Here is an 18,501-nt window from a genome sequence, read left to right on the forward strand (position 1 = left end):
GTGAAAGTAGTTGTTGAATGTGAGGTTGGCGGACAGAAACTTAGTCTTACAACTGGTCAGTTAGCGAAGCAGGCCGCAGGGGCTGTTCTTGTTCAATATGGTGAAACTGTTGTCTTTGTCGCAACGGCGACAGGCTCTGCAAGAGAGGGAACTGACTTTTTCCCTCTGACAGTTGATTATCGGGAACGATCTGCTGCTGCAGGCAAGTTCCCCGGTGGATTTTTAAAACGGGAAGGACGTCCTACCACCAAGGAAATCCTGACGGCACGCTTGACCGACCGTCCGATTCGTCCCCTGTTTCCCAAAGAATTTAAAGATGAATTGCAGGTCATGTCTAACGTCATGTCCTGCGATGGATTTAACGATCCTGACGTGCTTTCCATCAACGGTGCCAGTGCGGCACTGTGTCTCTCTCCGGTTCCCTTCCAGGGACCAATTGGTGCCGTTCGCCTGGGACGCATCAATGGCGAGCTGATTACCTTCCCGACCCGGGAACAGATCGCTGAAAGCGACCTGGATCTGATCGTCGCCGGCTCAAGCAAATCGGTTCTGATGATCGAAGGTTTCGGAAGTCAGATTCCCGAAGACGAGATGTCAGCAGCAATCATGCACGCTCATTCCGAGCTGAAGAAGATCATTGATCTGCAGCTGGAACTGCGTGAAAAGGCCGGTGTTGAGCCTTTCGTGTACGAAGCACCTCCGGAAAATCCCTTCATCGCGAAACTGGATGATCCCATCTACCAGAAACTGGCCGCTGCCATGCAGAGCACGGTCAAAGCAGAACGTCGTGAAGGCACCAAAGTCATTCACAACGAACTGGTAGAAAAGTTCTTCCCCGAAGAAGCAAAAGAAACAGCAGACGGCGCAACTCGCGCTCAGTTCGAAGAAGCCTTCCATGATCTGGAACAACGGGCTGTTCGCGAACTGGCAATGAGCGGTCGTCGTCTGGATGGTCGTACTCCCGATCAGCTGCGGGATGTCGCCTGTGAGACATCGACACTCCCTCGCGTGCATGGTTCTGCCGTCTTCACGCGTGGCGAAACTCAGTCCATGGCAACCGTTACCCTGGGTACATCGCGTGACCAGCAGCGGGTTGATGGTCTGTTTGAAGAAGAACTGCAGCGGTTCATGCTGCACTACTACTTCCCTTCGTTCTCCGTGGGTGAATGTCGCCCGATTCGTGGACCAGGACGTCGTGAAATTGGTCACGGCTGTCTGGCAGAACGTTCCGTTGCACCGGTACTGCCCAGCGAAGAAGACTTCCCTTACACCATCCGCGTGATCTCCGATATTCTGGAATCCAACGGTAGTAGCTCGATGGCCTCTGTCTGCTCGGCGACTCTTTCGCTGATGGACGCTGGTGTCCCGCTGCGTCAGCCTGTTGCCGGGATCTCAATCGGTCTGGTGACTCAGGGAGACGACTTCAAAGTTCTGACCGACATCATCGGCGATGAAGACCACTTCTGCGATATGGACTTCAAAGTCGCCGGTACCCAGAAAGGGATCACCGGGATTCAGCTCGACCTGAAAAACGATGGTATTGGTGAAGATATTATCAAAGCCACTCTGGAAGCCGCCAAAAAGGCCCGTCTGGAACTGCTGCGAACCATGCTCACCGCCATTCGTCGTCCCCGGGCAGAAATCTCTGCCTACGCACCACGTCTGCACCAGACCAAGATCAATCCCGAAAAGATTGGTCTGCTCATCGGTCCCGGTGGTAAGACTATCCGTGCGATCCAGGAAGACACTGGTGCAACCATCGATATTCAAGACGACGGTACTGTTACCATCTCTGGTGGCAATGTAGAAATCGTAGAGAAAGCCCTGGCTCACATTGAAGCCCTGACCGAAGAGATTCGCGTCGGACGGATTTACGATGGTGTGGTCAGTTCGATCAAAGAATTCGGTGCATTCATTGAGATTGCTCCCGGTAAAGATGGTCTCTGCCACATCAGCGAACTGTCGGATGGGTTCGTGAAATCGGTCAGTGACATCTGTAAAATGGGCGACCGTCTGCAGGTGAAGGTCATCGCTGTCGATGATCAGAACCGCGTCAAACTCTCCCGCAAAGCGGTTCTGGCTGAACAGGCTGGTGCGGAAGGAAATGGCGACGCTGCTGCAGCGGAAGAAGAGTAGGGGCCATTGATCACTTGAATTGACTGGGATTCAAAGCAAACCACACACCAGCGAATGTGTTGAACTGCCGAAAATCCCGTCATTCCAGGTCTGACTTAAAATGGCTCAGTCACTCTTTTTGATCTGAGATAAATATAAAACGATGAAGGAGCTCGATTTGAGATGACTTCATCGTTTTATTTTTGAAACAGCAGTTTCTGATACAAGAGTGGAACATCAGACCATCGTGCTCCACTATTTTATCCGTCCGGTTGGGAAGTAACCATGCAGAGACCATCCGCAGTCAACGAGAGCCCGCTGAGTGTTGCAGAACGGGAAAAGCTGGAAGCCCAGTATTCCGAAATCGCAACGCTGGCCGGCGGCTTAGCGCATGAAATCAAAAATCCTCTCTCCACGATGAGCATGAACCTCGAACTGCTCACTGAAGATCTGGAAACACTGGATGTCCCCGCCCGACATCGCATGCTCAAAAAAGTCGAAAGCGTGCAGCGGGAATGCAAACACCTGCAGGACATCCTGGATGCCTTCCTGCAGTTTGCCCGGGTAGGGAAGCTGGCACTGACCACCGCCAATCTGAATACACTGGTAAGCGACTTCATCGACTTCTTCCGCCCTCAGGCCAATGAAGCAGGCATCGAAATCAGCCCGCACTTCGATGCAGACCTGCCTGCGGTCCAGATCGATCCAGCCCTGTTTCGGCAGGTGTTGATGAACCTGGCGCTGAACGTGGTCCAGGCAATGCCCGATGGCGGTCTGATCGAATTACAGACATCGCATCGGGATGGCACCGTCTACCTGGACATCATCGATAACGGTAAAGGCATCGATGAAAAGGTTAAGTCGCGGATGTTCGATGCCTTCTTTTCTACGAAAGCGGGAGGCAGTGGTCTGGGGCTGCCCACGGTCAAAAAGATCGTCGACGCCCATCACGGCACGATTGAATGTGACAGTGAACCCGGTCGCGGGACGCGGTTTACCATTTCCTTCCCCGTTTGCTGAAGAATGGTTCCCTGCACAATTTCATTACATTTTCGACTTGAATAAGATGTATTCTGTCCGTCCGGCTGTGTCCGTTCCTTCGGGAAAACATGGTGCACGACGGTCAGCCCCTGATGACTGCATTTTAGGTTCCTAACAGATAGAAGGCAGAAAGTCTGCTCGATGAGCGCAAAAGACGCCCCGGAAACTGATCTTGAATCAATCGTTATTCGTGTCCTGATCATTGATGACGATGAAGCACATGCCCAGGCGGTGGCAGAAAGCCTGGAGCGGGTCGGCTGCGAGTGTAAAATCGCCACCTCAGGGGAGCAGGGTGCCAAACTGATTGAACGCGAAACGGCAGACATCGTGATTACCGACCTCCGCATGGATGGCGTCGATGGTCTCTCGATCCTCCGCACTGCCAAGGAAGAACTTCCCGACGCTGAAGTCATCGTGCTGACCGGTCATGGCTCAATCAACTCCGCTGTAACTGCGATGCAACTCGGGGCCTACACTTACCTGACCAAACCGCTGGATATCAACGAACTCCGCAACGCAGTCGAAAAGGCATCCACCCGCGTCCGTCTCATGCGACGGAATGCAGAATTGCATCGCCGACTGGATGAAAAGTTCGGCTTCGAAGGCGTGATCGGTAACACGCCCCAGATGCATACGATTGTTGAAAAGCTGAAGAATGTCGCTTCGACCAACAGCACCGTGCTGATCGAAGGTGAGAGCGGAACCGGGAAAGAACTCGTCGCGCGTGCGATCCATCAGAACAGTGAGCGTAAGAGCAAGCCTTTCGTTCCCCTCAACATCTCGGCACTCCCGGACAGTATTTTGGAGAGTGAACTCTTCGGACACGAGCAGGGGGCCTTTACCGGTGCCGTCGGTAAGCGGATTGGTAAGTTCGAGCATGCCAACGGGGGAACCCTGTTCCTGGATGAAGTTGGCGAAATGCCGATGCAGACACAGATCAAACTGCTGCGTGTTCTGGAAGACCGTAAGATTGCCCGCCTGGGAACCAATGAAGAGATCAGTCTCAACGTTCGCCTGGTGGCTGCGACGAATGCGGATCTGCTCGAAATGGTGAAGAAGGGAACCTTCCGACAGGATCTGTACTATCGGCTGTCAGTGGTAAAAATCGAGCTGCCCCCACTCCGGGAGCGGCGGGGGGACATACCGCTGCTGACCGATCATTTCCTGAAAGAGCTCTCTGCCCAGTACGACAAGCCTTACGAAGGTGTTTCGCGGGCCGCCCGTCGCGCGCTGATGTCATACGACTGGCCTGGCAATATCCGTCAACTCCGCAATGCCGCCGAGCGAATGCTGGTGCTGGACACTGATGGGATTCTGGATCTGGACGACCTGCCTGAAGAGATCGTACCTGTCGCGGGACCGGATGGAGACAGCAGCTATACCTCGGATCGTTCCGGAGCCGATTTTCTCATTGGCCGTCCTTTCTCTGAGGTAGAACGCTACTACATTGAGCGGGCCCTCGATCTGGCGGATGGCAAGCGGGAAGAAGCAGCCAAGATGCTGGGCATTGGTGAGCGAACCCTCTACCGGAAGCTCAAAGAGTATCAGAAGCAGAAAGAGGAGCAGGGGGGCGTCTGACCCTCGCTGCCAGCCTCTTCAACAGCCCCTTTCGCTCTCGATTTGGCGCAGTGAACAGACCTTGTTGCTGTCTTCCCATTCTAAAGTCCCTCAATTCTTCTCCATCTGTCTTTCGAGTGCCTTCTTGGGGGCTTGTTCCGTAAGTCCTTAATTAGTAATGGTATCGGTGTGATAGATGTCCGCGTGAGCTGCAGCAGGTAAACCATTTATCTGCCCAGGTACGCCGGGAAAATGAATAATTTCCTGCGACATCTTGACAAATATTGACGATCCGTCAAAATAAGGACACGATGAGTACACGAGAACGCAAACAACGTGAAATTCAGGAACGCGAGGCCAAAATCCTCGAATGCGCCCGTCCCATGTTCATTGAGGGGGGCTATAACGGTCTGAATATGGACCGCCTGACCAGCATGCTCGAGTACTCCAAAGGGACGATCTACAATCACTTCTCCTGCAAAGAAGAGATCATTATCACCCTCGCGATCCAGACGCTGGAAAAGCGATTGGCGATGTTCGAAAAGGCGTCCCTCTTCCAGGGGACATCGCGCGAGCGTATTGCCGCCATCGGAACCGCTGCTGAACTGTTTGTGAAACTCTACCCCGATCACTTCCGGGTCGAGCAGACGATTCGCCTCGATTCCATCTGGGAAAAGACCTCAGAGGAACGGCGGAAGATTATGGCCAACTGTGAACATCGCTGCATGGGGGTTGTAGGAGGCATCGTTCGTGATGCCATTGCCCGGGATGATCTCGTCCTGGACGATCACGCAACACCCGAAGAAATCGTCTTCGGTCTCTGGTCGCTCTCCTTCGGGGGCTATTCGATCATCGCCACCAGTAATTCGCTGGATGAAATCGGAATTTCTGCGCCCTTCGAAATGCTGCGTCGTAATTTCAATCGTTTTCTGGATGGAATCGAGTGGCAGCCGCTCAGTTCTACCGTCGACTACGATGCGGTCTTTGATCGTGTCAGCGAGGAGGTGTTTGGAAATGAACTCCAGCAGATCTCTGTCTGAGACGCTTTTTTTTGATCCGAAGTTGACGAATCGTCAATTTGCCTCATACCTGTTCAGGCGACTGAGACTCCCTTTGATGCTCGCGCTGATGGTCTGTCTGACCGGCGGCTACTGGTTGTTTCATAAGCAGGCCTTCTCCACAGAAGTGACCGCGAAACAGCAGCCTCTGGAGCAGGGGATTCCCGTTGAAGTCTTAGAGCTGAAACCTGTCGATTCATTTGCGCGGAAACGCACCTATACCGGTAAAGTCGAAGCTGCACGCACCAGTGAACTCTCACTGGAACGCAGCGGCAAGTTGATTGAGATCAACGTGGACGAGGGAGATCCGGTCAAAGCCGACATGATCCTGGCCCGGCTCGACACCCGCCATTTGAAGATTGTCCGTCAGAAGCTCCAGGCAGAACGCGATGCTGCCCAGGCCAAGCTGGATGAGCTGGTAGCCGGTCCACGTCCCCAGACCATTGCCGCCGCCGAGGCCACCGTCAGACAGCTGATCGCCAGGCTGAATAATCTGCAGGCGGACCATGCCCGCAACGAACAACTGTTGGAACGCAATGCAATCTCCAAGTCTGTGTATGAAGCTTCGCAATACGATGTCCAGCAGCAGCAGGCACAGCTCGATGCTGCAAAGAGTCAACTCTCGGAACTGAAGGAAGGGACGCGCAAGGAACAGCTGGCTGCTCAGAAAGCGGTCGTCGCCAACCTGGATGCCCAGTTGGAAGACAACCAGATCGATCTGGAAGACACGGTACTCAAAGCACCATTCTCAGGACGCATCTCGAAACGCTATGCAGATGAAGGGACCGTGATTTCCCCCGAGACACCGCTGCTGCGACTGGTAGAAGATCAACAGCTTGAAGCCCACATCGGGGTGCCAGTCGAAATGACACCCGGTCTGAAGCGTGGTGCCCGTCAGCAGGTACAACTCAATGGTAAAACATACCAGTCAACTCTGAAAGCGGTCCTGCCCGAACTTGATCCGGTGACCCGCACCCGTGAAGTCGTACTGGCACTCGATAAACAGGCTGCCGAACAGTTGATTCCCGGGCAGGTGATTCGTCTTGCGATGGAAGAGCCTGTGGAAATGCGGGGCTTCTGGCTGCCACTCAGTGCCCTGGCACGGGGAGAACGCGGCCTCTGGTCGGCGTATGCTGTCGTACCGGGGAAAGTGGAAGGGGAATTGATTCTGGAGAAACGGCAGATCGAAGTTCTGCATACGGAAGGTGACCGGGTCCTCGTCCGGGGGACATTGAAATCAGGAGACCGGATGGTCGTGGATGGAATTCATAAACTGGCGAATAATCAACGGGTGGTGATCAAGTCCGATTCCTGATTCATGGAAATCACTGATCCAGTTCAAAAGCACACGTTGAGCCTCAGCCTGCAACCTTTCAGGACAGAATGGGAAAATCAGAAATGCTGGAAGGCTTATTCTATCGCAACCGCCGCTTACTGATTCTGCTGATGGCCCTGATTACCGTCGCCGGACTGTCGAGCTTCTATATACTGCCCCGTATGGAAGATCCCGTACTCACCAAACGCTCGGCTCTGGTGCAGACCCGCTTTCCCGGTGCCGATGCTACGCGCGTTGAATCGCTGGTCTCTGAGAAGATCGAAGAAGAACTCCGCGAGATCGACGAGATCAAGGAACTGCGGTCCATCTCCCGCTCGGGAATGTCCACGATTACCATCGAACTCCGCGACGATGTCTACGAGGTAGATGAAGTCTGGTCGCGGATTCGCGATAAAATCGATGATGCCCGTGTCGAGTTCCCCTCGGGAGCGAAAGAGCCCGAATTCGAAGAGATGGACGTCAAAGCCTACGCCCTGATCGTGGCGCTGGTCTGGGATAATCCGAACCCGGTTAACTACGCTGTGCTCCGTCGGTCGGCTAAACAGCTGGAAGATCGCCTGCGGGCCGTTTCCGGCACCGAAGATATCGACACCTTTGGCGATCCCGATGAAGAAATTCTGGTCGAGATTCAACCGGACCGGGTGGCGACGCTTGGATTGAGTGTTGAGCAAATTGCCCAGCAGGTGGAGGCCTCCGATGCCAAGCTGACAGCAGGACTACTCCGGGGACAGAAAAGTGATCTGCTGATCGACGTCGATTCCGAACTCAATTCCCTGGCGCGAATCGCCCGTACTCCGGTGCAGTTCGGCTCGGAAGGACATTCGGTTCAATTGGGAGATATCGCGACGATTCACAAAGGGGTAGCACAGCCCTTGAGCAGCCTGGTGGTCGCTGATGGGAAACCCGCGGTGACCCTGGGAATGTTTGTTCGGGATAATATGCGCATCGATCATTGGAGCCAGGCGGCGAAAAACGTCATTCGCGAGTTTGAACAGTCTCTTGCCGATGATGTGCAGGTGCAGATGCTGTTCGACCAGAACCGCTACGTTGAAGCCCGTCTGAGTGGGCTGGTCTGGAACCTGCTGTTTGGTGGACTGGCTGTAATTGTGGTGATCGTCTTCATGATGGGCTGGCGGAATGCGCTGGTGATTGGCACCGCATTACCACTATCGGCTTTCATGGTTCTCGCAGGACTGCGGATGCTGGACATTCCCATTCACCAGATGTCGGTGACCGGGCTGATTATCGCGCTGGGACTTTTGATCGACAACGCGATTGTAGTGGTCGATGAAGTCCGTTCCAAGCTGCATGCCCGCATGGCTCCCGAAGATGCCGTGATCTCAACGGTCAAGCATCTGGCGGTTCCCCTGCTGGGATCAACTCTGACCACGGCCCTCGCATTTGCACCAATCGCACTCATGCCAGGACCGGCGGGAGAATTTGTGGGCTCGATCGCGATCAGCGTGATTCTGGCTATCTGTAGTTCGTTCTTCCTCGCGATGACGGTCATTCCTGCGATCGCTGCCCTGTTTGCTGACCCTGAAGAAGATCCAGAGGCCAGTCACTGGTGGCAGGTGGGTTTCAGTCATGCGGGATTGCGGAACGCGTATTCGAAATCACTCGATTTTCTGTTTTCCAAACCGATACTCGGAGTCGGTCTGGGTTGCATCCTGCCGATCAGTGGCTTCATTGTGGCCGGTTCTTTGCCCGAACAGTTCTTTCCCCCTGCCGACAGAGATCAGATCAACATCGAGCTGGAACTCAGCGCTCATGCTTCCCTTGCGGAAACGCGGGAGACCATCGCTGCCATCCGTGAGGTGGTCCTTGCGCATCCCCAGGTCAGAGGGATCGAATGGTTTCTGGGGGAGAGTGCTCCTCAGTTCTATTACAACATCATCGCCAAGCGGGAGAACAGTTCCAATTTCGCCCAGGCACTGGTGCAACTCAACTCAGCGCACGGCGGACAGGAGCTGATTCACGAACTGCAGCAGGAGTTAGATCGAAAAGTACCGCATTCGCGGGTCCTCGTCCGTCAGCTGGAGCAGGGGCCTCCTTTCGATGCGCCGATTGAAGTCCGTTTGTTTGGGCCCGACCTGCATCAACTCAGCCAGAGTGGCGATGAACTTCGCACCATACTCAGTCAGACACCTGATGTCCTGCACCACAAAGCGGAGTTGGCCGACCCGCTTCCGAAACTCACACTCAAGATTGATGAAGAGCAGGCACGGCTCGCGGGGCTGGACCATGCTGAGGTTTCACGGCAGCTCAATGCGGCCCTAGAAGGGGCTTTGGGGGGCAGCATCCTGGAAGAGACTGAGGAACTGCCGGTGCGAATTCGCGTACCTCACGACCGCCGGGGATCGCTTGATAATATTGCATCACTGCAGCTGATCTCCAGTAAGAAGACCCCTGACGGTCAGGCACAGTATGTTCCCCTGACTGCAATTGCCGATGTCAGAATGTCGTCCGAGATCGCAGCGATCTCCCATTTCAACGGGGAACGCATGAACGAGGTGCAAGCTTATATCAAAGCCGGTGTGCTACCCGCAAAGGTGCTGTCTGATTTTCAGAAACGACTGCAGCAGGCCGGCTATGAACTCCCGCCCGGCTATCGCCTGGAATGGGGTGGGGAGGCTTCCAAGCGGGATGATGCTGTCGGAAACCTGATGGCCAACGTTGGCGTGCTGATGGTGTTAATGGTTGCCACACTGGTGCTCTCGTTTTCCTCGTTTCGGGTCGCAGGACTGGTGGGGGCCGTTGGGATCCTCTCGATCGGTCTGGGGCTGGGCATGCTCTGGCTGTTCGGTTTTCCCTTCGGTTTTATGGCGATCGTCGGTTCTATGGGTCTGGCAGGGGTCGCGATTAATGATGCCATCGTGGTGCTGGCGGAACTTCGCGCGAATCCACGGGCCAGCAAAGGGGATCGGGTTGTCGTCCGCGATGTTGTTCTGCGTTCAACGCGGCACGTCGTCGCGACCTCCCTGACGACGGTCGCTGGATTCATTCCCCTGGTGCTGGCGGGAGGCGGCTTCTGGCCTCCCCTGGCGATTACGATCGCGGGGGGCGTCGGTGGAGCGACCTTACTGGCACTCTACTTCATCCCCTCGGCCTACATTCTGGTGATGTGTCGCAATTGTCCTCTGCGGGCAGGCGCAGAAGATCCGGTTCCCGAAGGAGAGGGCTCCACACTCTTCTCGAAGCTTAAAGACCGCTTACCTGCTTTACGATAATTAGTTCAGAGTTTTCGTGCATCCCGGTGTGTGATTGATTACGATCAAGGCTGGTAAAGCCTTTTTTCAATCAACTGAAATTCCGGGAGAGATGATGCGTCACTGCCTGCTTTTTACCCTGCTCGTTCTGACTACCTGGTTCACTGCCAGCATTACTAATTCAGCTGAACCTGCAGCAGAACCGAAAATTGTCAAACAGGTCGTTGCCGTCAAGAATGTTTGTGCCTGGCCTAATCTGACGCTGCTCCCCGATGGAACGATCGTTGTGGTATTCCACAATCAACCCAGTCATGGACAGCAGGAAGGGGACATTGACTGCTGGGCCAGTTCCGATGGGATCGCATGGGAGAAACGAAGTACGATTACCCGGCACAAACCCGGGACGGTGCGGATGAATCATGCGGCGGGAGTCGCCAGCAACGGCGATCTGGTTGTGCTCTGTTCCGGCTGGACCAATCACAGGCAACCCGAACGACCCAAGCAGGCTCCATTTCGCGATGATATTTTACTTAACTGGGTTTTGCGTTCTCAGGATGGGGGACGCACCTGGGAGCAGCGGGATGTCTTTCCAACTGCCGAGCCCGGCTGGTCGGAATTTATTCCCTTTGGTGATATCTGGGCAGGCAGTGATGGTGCCTTGCACGTCTCCTGCTATCAGGGGAAATTCAAAGACCCCACCCTGTCTACTCGTACCAGTGGCTGGCGTTCCTGGCATTTTCGTAGCGAAGACGACGGCTGGACCTGGCAGCCGGTATCCATTATCGGTGACCGACACAATGAGACGGACCTGTTTCCGTTGGGCGAAAACAAGTGGCTGGCTGCAGCCCGTGTAGATAAAATGGAGTTGATTCGCAGTGACGATAATGGAACGACCTGGCAGAAACCGCTGCCGGTGACCGAACGTAACGAAATCAACGGGCACCTGCTGCGACTAAAGGACGGGGGATTACTGCTCAGTTACGGTGTCCGGGTAAACGGCAAGCGTGGTGTCTGTGCCAAACTCAGCAGCGATGACGGTCAGACCTGGAGCAGTCCCCTGCGACTGGCCCATACGGCCGATGGTGGGGACTGTGGCTATCCCTCCAGCGTGCAGAAAGCGAACGGTGACATTGTGACCGCCTGGTATTCGAACAATTCGCCCCTGCATCAAGGTTATCACCTGGGAGTGACGGTCTGGAAAGCACCGGCGGCTGTAACCAAGTGAGTTAGTTGCCACTTGAGCGAGATGAAATGTACAAACTGCAGACAATTCTGAAGCTACTGCTGCTCTCGACTCTCGGTGCGTTCGTCGGCTGGCTTTGTGGTCTCACTTGCTGGTTGCACACATTCCCGGACACCCATCTGCCGACTGCCGTATATTACAGGCTCGATTCTATTGTTTGCTCGCTACTCCCCTTATCCCTGATTTATTTATGGGAGTTCCGTCAACAGCCACAACTGCTGCTGATCTCCGAATTATGTGTAATCACCGGTCCGCTGTGGGGCTATCAGCTCTTTCCCCAATGCACAACCACCGCAGAAACCAGGCTCGACTCTCTATTCCAGAGACCCTGGGAACTTGATACCGCATTCCAGACCGCCTTTGGTGCGGCCATCGCTGCGGTCTTGCTGACAATTCTCGTACTGATTCTCTTTGGACCAGGCAACTGGAACAACTGGTCAATCCGTACGGAGACAGATTCGGAACTCTCCGGTCAACAATCACAAACAGGTTCAACTCATTGAAGTCTGCTCTGAACATTTAGCATTCAAATATATTCCTCAGGTATCCATCTTATAAGCTTGACCATGCCCCCAGAATTACGCGAACAGTTATTGAGACTGAAAACATTGGCACAGTCATCGCGGGAATCAGAACTTTCAAGCTGGTTACGTGAACTCCTTGTGCAGAACATCAGCAGGCTTTTGGAGGAAAATGCTTCCGAATTACGCGTGAAAGAGTGTCTGAGAGGGGGGACGCGGGCAATCTATGATGCTGAGAATCTTCCTGCAGATGATCCTGTACTGATTCTAATGGGAGCGATCCTGGACGCCTGAAGGCATAAAAAAGCCGCCTGCTGAATTCCGTTCGAGGAAACAGCAGACGGCGAATACGTCCCAACAATAGTTCGAAGAGCGTTACTTCTTCAGACTCACGCGTACCAGTTCCTTATCGTTGCGGGCGAACAGCGACTGATTTGCAAACGCGGGATGGCTCCAGACGACGGGACGACCGAAGGCCTCGTTCGTCGGCTCCAGAACGTGGAAGCGGCTGATTTCCTTGTATCCGCTGGGCGACAGGTCAGCGAGTACGAGGTCTCCCTTTTCAGTAAACAGGAAGAAATGATCGTCGTGTTTGACGATGAAGGCCGTCGCATGACGGTCCCGACGACCTGCCTGAGTCACTTCCTTGGAGGCCCACAGGCGTTTGCCATCTTTAAGGCTGACTGCGACAAAGTCGCCCGACTGAATGTCACTGCCGTAGATTGTGTCTCCCACAATGAACGGTGTGCTGTTGCAGCAGAACAGTGCTTCGCGGGTCCTACCCTTCCAGGCAATTTCAGGCTTGGCTTTTCCCTTCAGTTCGATCCAGGCCGCTTCGTCGCCGATTCCGGAGACATACAGGAAATTTTCCTGTTTCCGGGGAACCGTCACCGACATGTTGTATTGGGGTTTAAGAGGGAGTGACCAGTAGACCTGACCCGTTTCAGGATTGAGCGAATTCAGTGACTTCGGATGCCAGATCAACAGTTGTTTGACACCTTCGTGTGTAATCATGGTTGGCGGACAGTAACCGATATCGTCGTTGTCCAGAGCCCGCCAGAGTTCTTTGCCGGTGTTTTTATCAAACGCCACTGCAACCGAACCCGGACCACCAACCAGGCAGTAAACCACTTCGCCATCAACAAGCGGGCTGGCAGCATGTCCCCAGAACGGCGTTTTGGACTGGTATTCCTTTTTGAAATCTTTGCTCCAGATTAACTTTCCAGTAGCGGCGTCCAGGCAGGTGAGATTTCCTTCTGCTCCGAGAGCATAGACTTTGCCGTCTGCCACGGTAGGAGTACAACGGGGGCCGGCTGCATAGGAAATATCGTAGGGGCAACTGTAGTCATATTCCCAGATTGTTTTGCCATTCTCTGCAGAAACACAGAGCACGCGCTCCTTACCTTCAATCTTGGATGTGCCCCCCGGGTTGTTGACTACCTCGCCTGAATCTTTGACATAGTCCAGCACATAGACTTTGTCGTCGACGACAGCAGGACCGCTGTAGCCCAGGCCGACAGGCACACGCCATTCGACTTTCAGTCCTGATTGTGGAAACGATTCAACGATATCCTTTGCTTCCCAGACGCTGGAGCGGTCCGGCCCCAGCCATTGAGACCAGTCTTCCGCGGAAGCGAGCGCGGTGCTGAATAGGACGACGGCGGCACAGGAGAAAAATCGCAAAAGCATGTGTGAGTGTTCCTTATTTTTGGCGGCAGCAGAAGAGAGACCGTCGTAAAGACATAAAGTCCCAACGTGTTGAAATTCCATATCCCGATTATACCTGTCTGCACGCTGCAGATCATCCTGGTGCGCGTTTGAGTCTCAATTCCAGCAGACTTCGGTGAAATGGACAGTTTTAAAATCAGAGACCTCCGATTCTGATCGAGACTTTAACTGTGTTTAATTCAACAGTGAGATGCAAGTTTAAGGCGAGATATTCCAGCGGGTTATGCAGTGTAAGAAACTGATCAATGCCCGTATTTTCTATCGCTGACTCCTCTATTAAAAATTAGAAATAGTGAACAGGGTCTGCGGGCCTAAGTAGTTGGTAAGCGTGATCTTAACTAGATATTAAGAAACCATTAATAAACAATGCTGTAATTAAGGTTAAGTAAGTCTTTGTAAATTTATGTTTTACGGGGAATTTGGTGTAAATATTTTGATTATTCGAAAAAATTTGTTTAAATAAAAACACTACTGTTCAACTAATAGTGTTCTATTAGAAGTAGTGTACTTGATTGGTAAGGGATTGCCTGGTGTTAGAGCCTTTCAGCTTTCATTTCTTAATTCAAAAATTCGACTGCTTTTCTTAACTCACCAGATGTGGTGTGGTTCTATTTTTCCTTTTTCTATTCCTTGGTGCGGGAGGCGTTATGTTGATGACAAACAAGCAGAAATACCAAAAGGGCTTTACTCTGATTGAACTACTGGTGGTGATCGCGATTATTGCAATCTTGATTGCCCTGTTACTGCCGGCGGTGCAGTCAGCGCGGGAAGCGGCGCGACGCAGTACCTGTAAAAACAATCTGAAACAGATTGGACTGGCGCTGCACAATTATCATGAGACACATGGCGTCTTTCCTCCAGGATCCATTGTCACTCTGACCAATGGGGGAAGTGGTAACACGGTCCGCTGGCGGGACTGGATGGAGGCCGGAAGCATGTCTCCCGTGAGCTATCACGGTACGAGCTGGATGTTGCAGATCCTGCCCTTTGTCGATCAGGCCAATGTCTACAACCAGTGGAACTTCAACACCAACGTGATGGGGAACCGTGCGGTTGCAGAAACCGATATCCCGATCTTTTACTGCCCGACCCGCCGCAGCAAGGTTCGCAAAGTTGATCAGAAACTGCAGTTGGATGAAACACCCGGTTCCACCACGATCACCAACCCCTTCCAGAAAGGGGGGAACGACTACGGCGGGTGTAAAGGTGCTGGAAACGGCTTTGGTGACGGTTTCAGTGGGACCGGTCATGAATCGCTGGGGGTTGGTGCGAGCAGTGAATGGATGGGTACATTCTCGGGCGGACACCTGGGCATTTTCTATCCCAACAGCGATACCCAGATACGCGACGTGAAGGACGGGACTACCAATACCCTGATGACAGGTGAAATGCAGCGTCTGCGCGGAAACGACGCTTCGCTGAGTCTGGACGGCTGGGCCGCGGGGGGAGTTGCGAATATCTTCAACACCGATACGGCAGGCAGCAGTTCAGAGAACGGCAGCGGAAATAACCGTGGTATTAATGGCGGCCAGTACGAGGCGCCTGGCAGCGACCATGTAGGGGGCGCTCATTTCGGCATGGCCGATGGCTCCGTCCGCTTTATCAGCGAGAACATTGATAATACGACCTTTAACCGGATTGGCACCGCCGACGGGAATAAAGTTGCAGGTGAGTTCTAAACTATAGCTGACGAGAATGGTCTAACCTGACGGGGGTAGGCACAGCATTCTTTAGAGACGCTGTGTCTGCCTGCAGTCTCAATAATACAGCCTGAAAAGGATAGCGAAATATGCAGAAACTGAAAATGATCTGGTCGGCCGGTTTGTGTCTGGGAATGATGCTGTTGTGCACCGCGTGTGGCGGCAGTGATTCGCCGGACCTGGGGAATGTGACAGGGACAATTACCATGGACGGAGCGCCGCTGGCGGATGCTTATGTCACGTTCATGCCGGATGCAGTCCGTGCTTCATCGGGTAAAACCGATAGTGCCGGCAAATACGAGCTGGTCTATATTCGCGATGAAAAAGGGGCAGCCCTGGGGGACCATAAGGTAGTCGTCAGCAAACTGGTCAATGAAAAAGAGACCATCCCTCCGAATTACAGTGACGAAACGGAACTGACTGCTCAGGTGAAATCCGGAGAGAATGAAATCAATTTTGATCTCTCATCGAAATGATTTGCGAGGAGGCTTCCACTCAACAGCGATAATTGAACGACTCAAACATTCTTTTTAGATAAAGTAATTGCATTCTGCTCATATTCATTTCTTTTTTATCTAAAGGGCCCTGTAATGCGCTATCGAAGATCGGGCTTTACGCTCATCGAACTGCTGGTGGTCATCGCGATCATTGCTATCTTAATCTCACTTCTACTGCCTGCTGTCCAGCAGGCGCGTGAGGCCGCCCGCCGCAGTACCTGTAAAAACAACATGAAGCAGCTGGCGCTCGCGCTGCACAATTATCACGAAACACATGGACTGTTTCCGCCGGGAGCGATCGCTACAACGGCGACCTCCAGTGCTTACAATGTCTGGGGAGATGCTGGCAAAACTCCTGGGACCGGTTTACATGGGACGAGCTGGATGGTCCAGATTCTCCCCTATGTGGACCAGGCCCCGCTCTACAATAAATGGAACTTCAACACCAACGTGATGGGCAATCGCAGTCTGGCAGAGAATGACATTCCTTTGTTCTATTGCCCTACGCGCCGCAGTAAGATCCGTAAAGTTGATGACAGAATCATGCTCGGAGAAAATCCGGTAGCGGGTTCAACATTACCGTCCAACCGGTTTGTCAAAGGGGGCTCCGATTATGGAACCTGCATTGGCGGTGGAAATGGCTGGGCCGATGGTGATTACTTTCATCTGACGCACCGTACCGATTCGCTGATCGGCACGTTCGGGGGAGGCAGTGGTGCCTTTCTGGGGATGTTCTCTGTGAACAGCGATACCGCGATTCGCGACGTCGATGACGGCACTTCCAATACCATCATGACCGGAGAACTGCAGAAGCTGCACAGTACCAGTGCTCCGAAATCGAGCCAGGATTGTTGGGCCGCTGGTGGTGTGGCTACCATGTTTGATACCGGGATTTCCGGGGGAACTGCAGGGGGCTTTAACAATAGTTTCTACCAGTCGGCTGGTTCCGACCATGAAGGGGGCGCCCATTTCGGTTTCGCGGATGGCTCAGTCCATTTTCTCAGCGAAAACATGAGCTCCCGCGTCTACCTGGAACTTGGAACCGCAGACGGTCAGGAATCGACGAACTTTAGTCCTTGAGTTGACGGAGGATTATACCAACTCTTGGCAATCAGAAATGCAGTGTCATTCGGAACGACTCAATGTGTCACACGAGTTCCCGGATCGGAGTTTGCTGATCGATCAGGTACTGAGGACGTCCGTTGTTGTCTTCGATTGTCGTGGACGCGACATCGATGCCCAGATTGTGATACAGCGTCGCGAAGACTTCCTGCATATGCACGGGGCGATCAACGGCTTCCTCACCCAGTCGGTTAGTCGAACCGATCACCTGGCCTGTCTGCATGCCTCCGCCGGCCATCAGGGCGGCGTGCACGCGGGGCCAGTGATCACGGCCAGCGTTTTTGTTGATTTTAGGTGTGCGACCAAATTCGCCCCAGACTAAGACGGTTACATCTTTATCCATGCCACGATCATGCAGATCCTGAACCAGGGCTGCGACTCCCTGGTCGAGCAGGGGAACGACCTTGCGGGCATGACCAAAGTTATTACCGTGCCAGTCGAAGTGAGCGAAGCTGCAGGTGACGCAGCGTGCGCCTGCTTCCACTGCCCGGCGGGCCAGTAGAAAGCGGGACATGATCGCCTGGTATCCCATGTCCAGTTTGTAGCTGAGAACCTTGGGATCATCTTTACCATAGCGGGCGCGGACTTTGGGGTCTTCGCGTTCCAGATCCAGTGCCTCAACCAGACGGGAGGAAGAGAGGACATCCAGTGCCTGCTGCGTATAGCCATCGTAGGTGCCGTCGGTCAGACCGGTTTCCGAGGTCCTGCGGAAACGGTCCAGGTCTTCCAGCAGTCGCGTTCGTTCGGAGAGCCGTCCCTTATTGATTGAATTCAACGTCATGTTCTCCATCACGCGTCCATCGGGACGGAATGGGGCATGTGTCAGTCCCAGGTAGCCGGGACCCTTAATGTTCCAGGGATCGTGGGCCATCGTGTGTGATAAATCGATGTAGGGAGGGACTGTGGGATGCACGGGGCCTTCGACCCGGGAGAGAGCCGATCCCAGAGAGGGCCAGCCTCCCTGAGGTTGAGAGCTACGGAAGTGATGACCGGTGCAGCACTCAAATGAATCGTGGCGACCTTCTGCGCCAACCAGTGAGCGGATGATCGAAAACTTATCCATCATACCGGCGACGCGGGGCATCAGTTCGCTGATCTGTATCCCGGGGACGTTGGTGTCAATCGGTTTGAATTCACCGCGGACTTCATCCGGCGCGTCTGGCTTCAGGTCGAACATATCCTGATGAGGCGGACCACCGGCGAGAAAAATCATGATGACGGCTTTGTGTGAAGAACGCTTCCCCGACTGTTCCTGTGCTTTCAGAATCTGGGGCAGGGACATTCCACCCATTGCCAGGCCACCAATCTGCATGAAAGAGCGGCGGGGCATGCGGTCACATAAACGAATTGACTGATCTTCTAGCCTGAGCATCA

Annotated in this window: 13 protein-coding genes; 11 read left to right on the forward strand and 2 right to left on the reverse strand. The window is 53.7% G+C overall.

Features of this window, described 5'->3' with window-relative positions; genetic code table 11:
- From pnp to RID21_RS06800, 8 genes are all read left to right on the forward strand, one after another.
- Positions 1-2,136: a polyribonucleotide nucleotidyltransferase gene (gene pnp / locus RID21_RS06765; protein ID WP_350187901.1), complete on the forward strand. Its 2,136-nt coding sequence runs from the start codon at positions 1-3 to the stop codon at positions 2,134-2,136.
- A gap of 264 nt (positions 2,137-2,400) precedes the next feature.
- Entirely contained in the window at positions 2,401-3,135 is a 735-nt protein-coding gene (locus tag RID21_RS06770) for a sensor histidine kinase (RefSeq protein WP_350187902.1), read from the forward strand.
- A gap of 162 nt (positions 3,136-3,297) precedes the next feature.
- The gene (locus RID21_RS06775; protein WP_350187903.1) at positions 3,298-4,734 is read left to right on the forward strand and encodes a sigma-54-dependent transcriptional regulator; all 1,437 of its coding nucleotides are present in this window, start codon (positions 3,298-3,300) and stop codon (positions 4,732-4,734) included.
- A gap of 290 nt (positions 4,735-5,024) precedes the next feature.
- Positions 5,025-5,753, forward strand: a complete 729-nt coding sequence (locus RID21_RS06780) for a TetR/AcrR family transcriptional regulator (RefSeq protein ID WP_350187904.1) — start codon at positions 5,025-5,027, stop codon at positions 5,751-5,753.
- 76 nt (positions 5,754-5,829) lie between these two features.
- A complete protein-coding gene (locus tag RID21_RS06785) occupies positions 5,830-7,086 on the forward strand; it encodes an efflux RND transporter periplasmic adaptor subunit (protein ID WP_350187905.1) in 1,257 nt (418 codons plus the stop codon).
- Positions 7,087-7,169: 83 nt separating this feature from the next.
- Complete coding sequence (locus RID21_RS06790) at positions 7,170-10,337, forward strand: efflux RND transporter permease subunit (protein WP_350187906.1); 3,168 nt, start codon at positions 7,170-7,172, stop codon at positions 10,335-10,337.
- Between the two features lie 94 nt (positions 10,338-10,431).
- Positions 10,432-11,541: a sialidase family protein gene (locus RID21_RS06795; protein WP_350187907.1), complete on the forward strand. Its 1,110-nt coding sequence runs from the start codon at positions 10,432-10,434 to the stop codon at positions 11,539-11,541.
- A 26-nt stretch (positions 11,542-11,567) separates the two neighbouring features.
- A complete protein-coding gene (locus RID21_RS06800; protein ID WP_350187908.1) occupies positions 11,568-12,062 on the forward strand; it encodes a hypothetical protein in 495 nt (164 codons plus the stop codon).
- Positions 12,063-12,455: 393 nt separating this feature from the next.
- Here RID21_RS06800 and RID21_RS06805 read toward each other — a convergent pair whose 3' ends face one another.
- Complete coding sequence (locus RID21_RS06805) at positions 12,456-13,769, reverse strand: PQQ-binding-like beta-propeller repeat protein (RefSeq protein WP_350187909.1); 1,314 nt, start codon at positions 13,767-13,769, stop codon at positions 12,456-12,458.
- Positions 13,770-14,455: 686 nt separating this feature from the next.
- On the opposite strand from RID21_RS06805, the gene RID21_RS06810 reads away from it, so the two are divergent.
- The 3 genes from RID21_RS06810 (at position 14,456) to RID21_RS06820 (ending at position 17,085) form a co-directional block, all read left to right on the forward strand.
- Positions 14,456-15,487, forward strand: a complete 1,032-nt coding sequence (locus RID21_RS06810) for a DUF1559 domain-containing protein (protein ID WP_350187910.1) — start codon at positions 14,456-14,458, stop codon at positions 15,485-15,487.
- Between the two features lie 110 nt (positions 15,488-15,597).
- A complete protein-coding gene (locus tag RID21_RS06815; RefSeq protein ID WP_350187911.1) occupies positions 15,598-15,984 on the forward strand; it encodes a hypothetical protein in 387 nt (128 codons plus the stop codon).
- A gap of 114 nt (positions 15,985-16,098) precedes the next feature.
- Positions 16,099-17,085, forward strand: a complete 987-nt coding sequence (locus RID21_RS06820; RefSeq protein ID WP_350187912.1) for a DUF1559 domain-containing protein — start codon at positions 16,099-16,101, stop codon at positions 17,083-17,085.
- A 67-nt stretch (positions 17,086-17,152) separates the two neighbouring features.
- Here RID21_RS06820 and RID21_RS06825 read toward each other — a convergent pair whose 3' ends face one another.
- Positions 17,153-18,499 (reverse strand): DUF1501 domain-containing protein, encoded by a 1,347-nt coding sequence (locus RID21_RS06825; protein WP_350187913.1) that lies wholly within the window; start codon positions 18,497-18,499, stop codon positions 17,153-17,155.
- Positions 18,500-18,501: the final 2 nt, after the last annotated feature.

Origin of the sequence: Gimesia sp., from assembly GCF_040219335.1 — a bacterium.
Taxonomy (GTDB): Bacteria; Planctomycetota; Planctomycetia; order Planctomycetales; family Planctomycetaceae; genus Gimesia.

Excerpts from the sequence above, each read along its gene's own strand:
- RID21_RS06805 (WP_350187909.1), bottom strand. The coding sequence starts at position 13,769 with ATGCTTTTGCGATTTTTCTCCTGTGCCGCCGTCGTCCTATTCAGCACC.
- RID21_RS06820 (WP_350187912.1), top strand. The coding sequence starts at position 16,099 with ATGCGCTATCGAAGATCGGGCTTTACGCTCATCGAACTGCTGGTGGTC.
- RID21_RS06790 (WP_350187906.1), top strand. The coding sequence starts at position 7,170 with ATGCTGGAAGGCTTATTCTATCGCAACCGCCGCTTACTGATTCTGCTG.
- RID21_RS06775 (WP_350187903.1), top strand. The coding sequence starts at position 3,298 with ATGAGCGCAAAAGACGCCCCGGAAACTGATCTTGAATCAATCGTTATT.
- RID21_RS06815 (WP_350187911.1), top strand. The coding sequence starts at position 15,598 with ATGCAGAAACTGAAAATGATCTGGTCGGCCGGTTTGTGTCTGGGAATG.
- RID21_RS06810 (WP_350187910.1), top strand. The coding sequence starts at position 14,456 with ATGTTGATGACAAACAAGCAGAAATACCAAAAGGGCTTTACTCTGATT.
- RID21_RS06785 (WP_350187905.1), top strand. The coding sequence starts at position 5,830 with ATGCTCGCGCTGATGGTCTGTCTGACCGGCGGCTACTGGTTGTTTCAT.
- RID21_RS06770 (WP_350187902.1), top strand. The coding sequence starts at position 2,401 with ATGCAGAGACCATCCGCAGTCAACGAGAGCCCGCTGAGTGTTGCAGAA.
- RID21_RS06795 (WP_350187907.1), top strand. The coding sequence starts at position 10,432 with ATGCGTCACTGCCTGCTTTTTACCCTGCTCGTTCTGACTACCTGGTTC.
- RID21_RS06800 (WP_350187908.1), top strand. The coding sequence starts at position 11,568 with ATGTACAAACTGCAGACAATTCTGAAGCTACTGCTGCTCTCGACTCTC.
- RID21_RS06825 (WP_350187913.1), bottom strand. The coding sequence starts at position 18,499 with ATGCTCAGGCTAGAAGATCAGTCAATTCGTTTATGTGACCGCATGCCC.
- RID21_RS06780 (WP_350187904.1), top strand. The coding sequence starts at position 5,025 with ATGAGTACACGAGAACGCAAACAACGTGAAATTCAGGAACGCGAGGCC.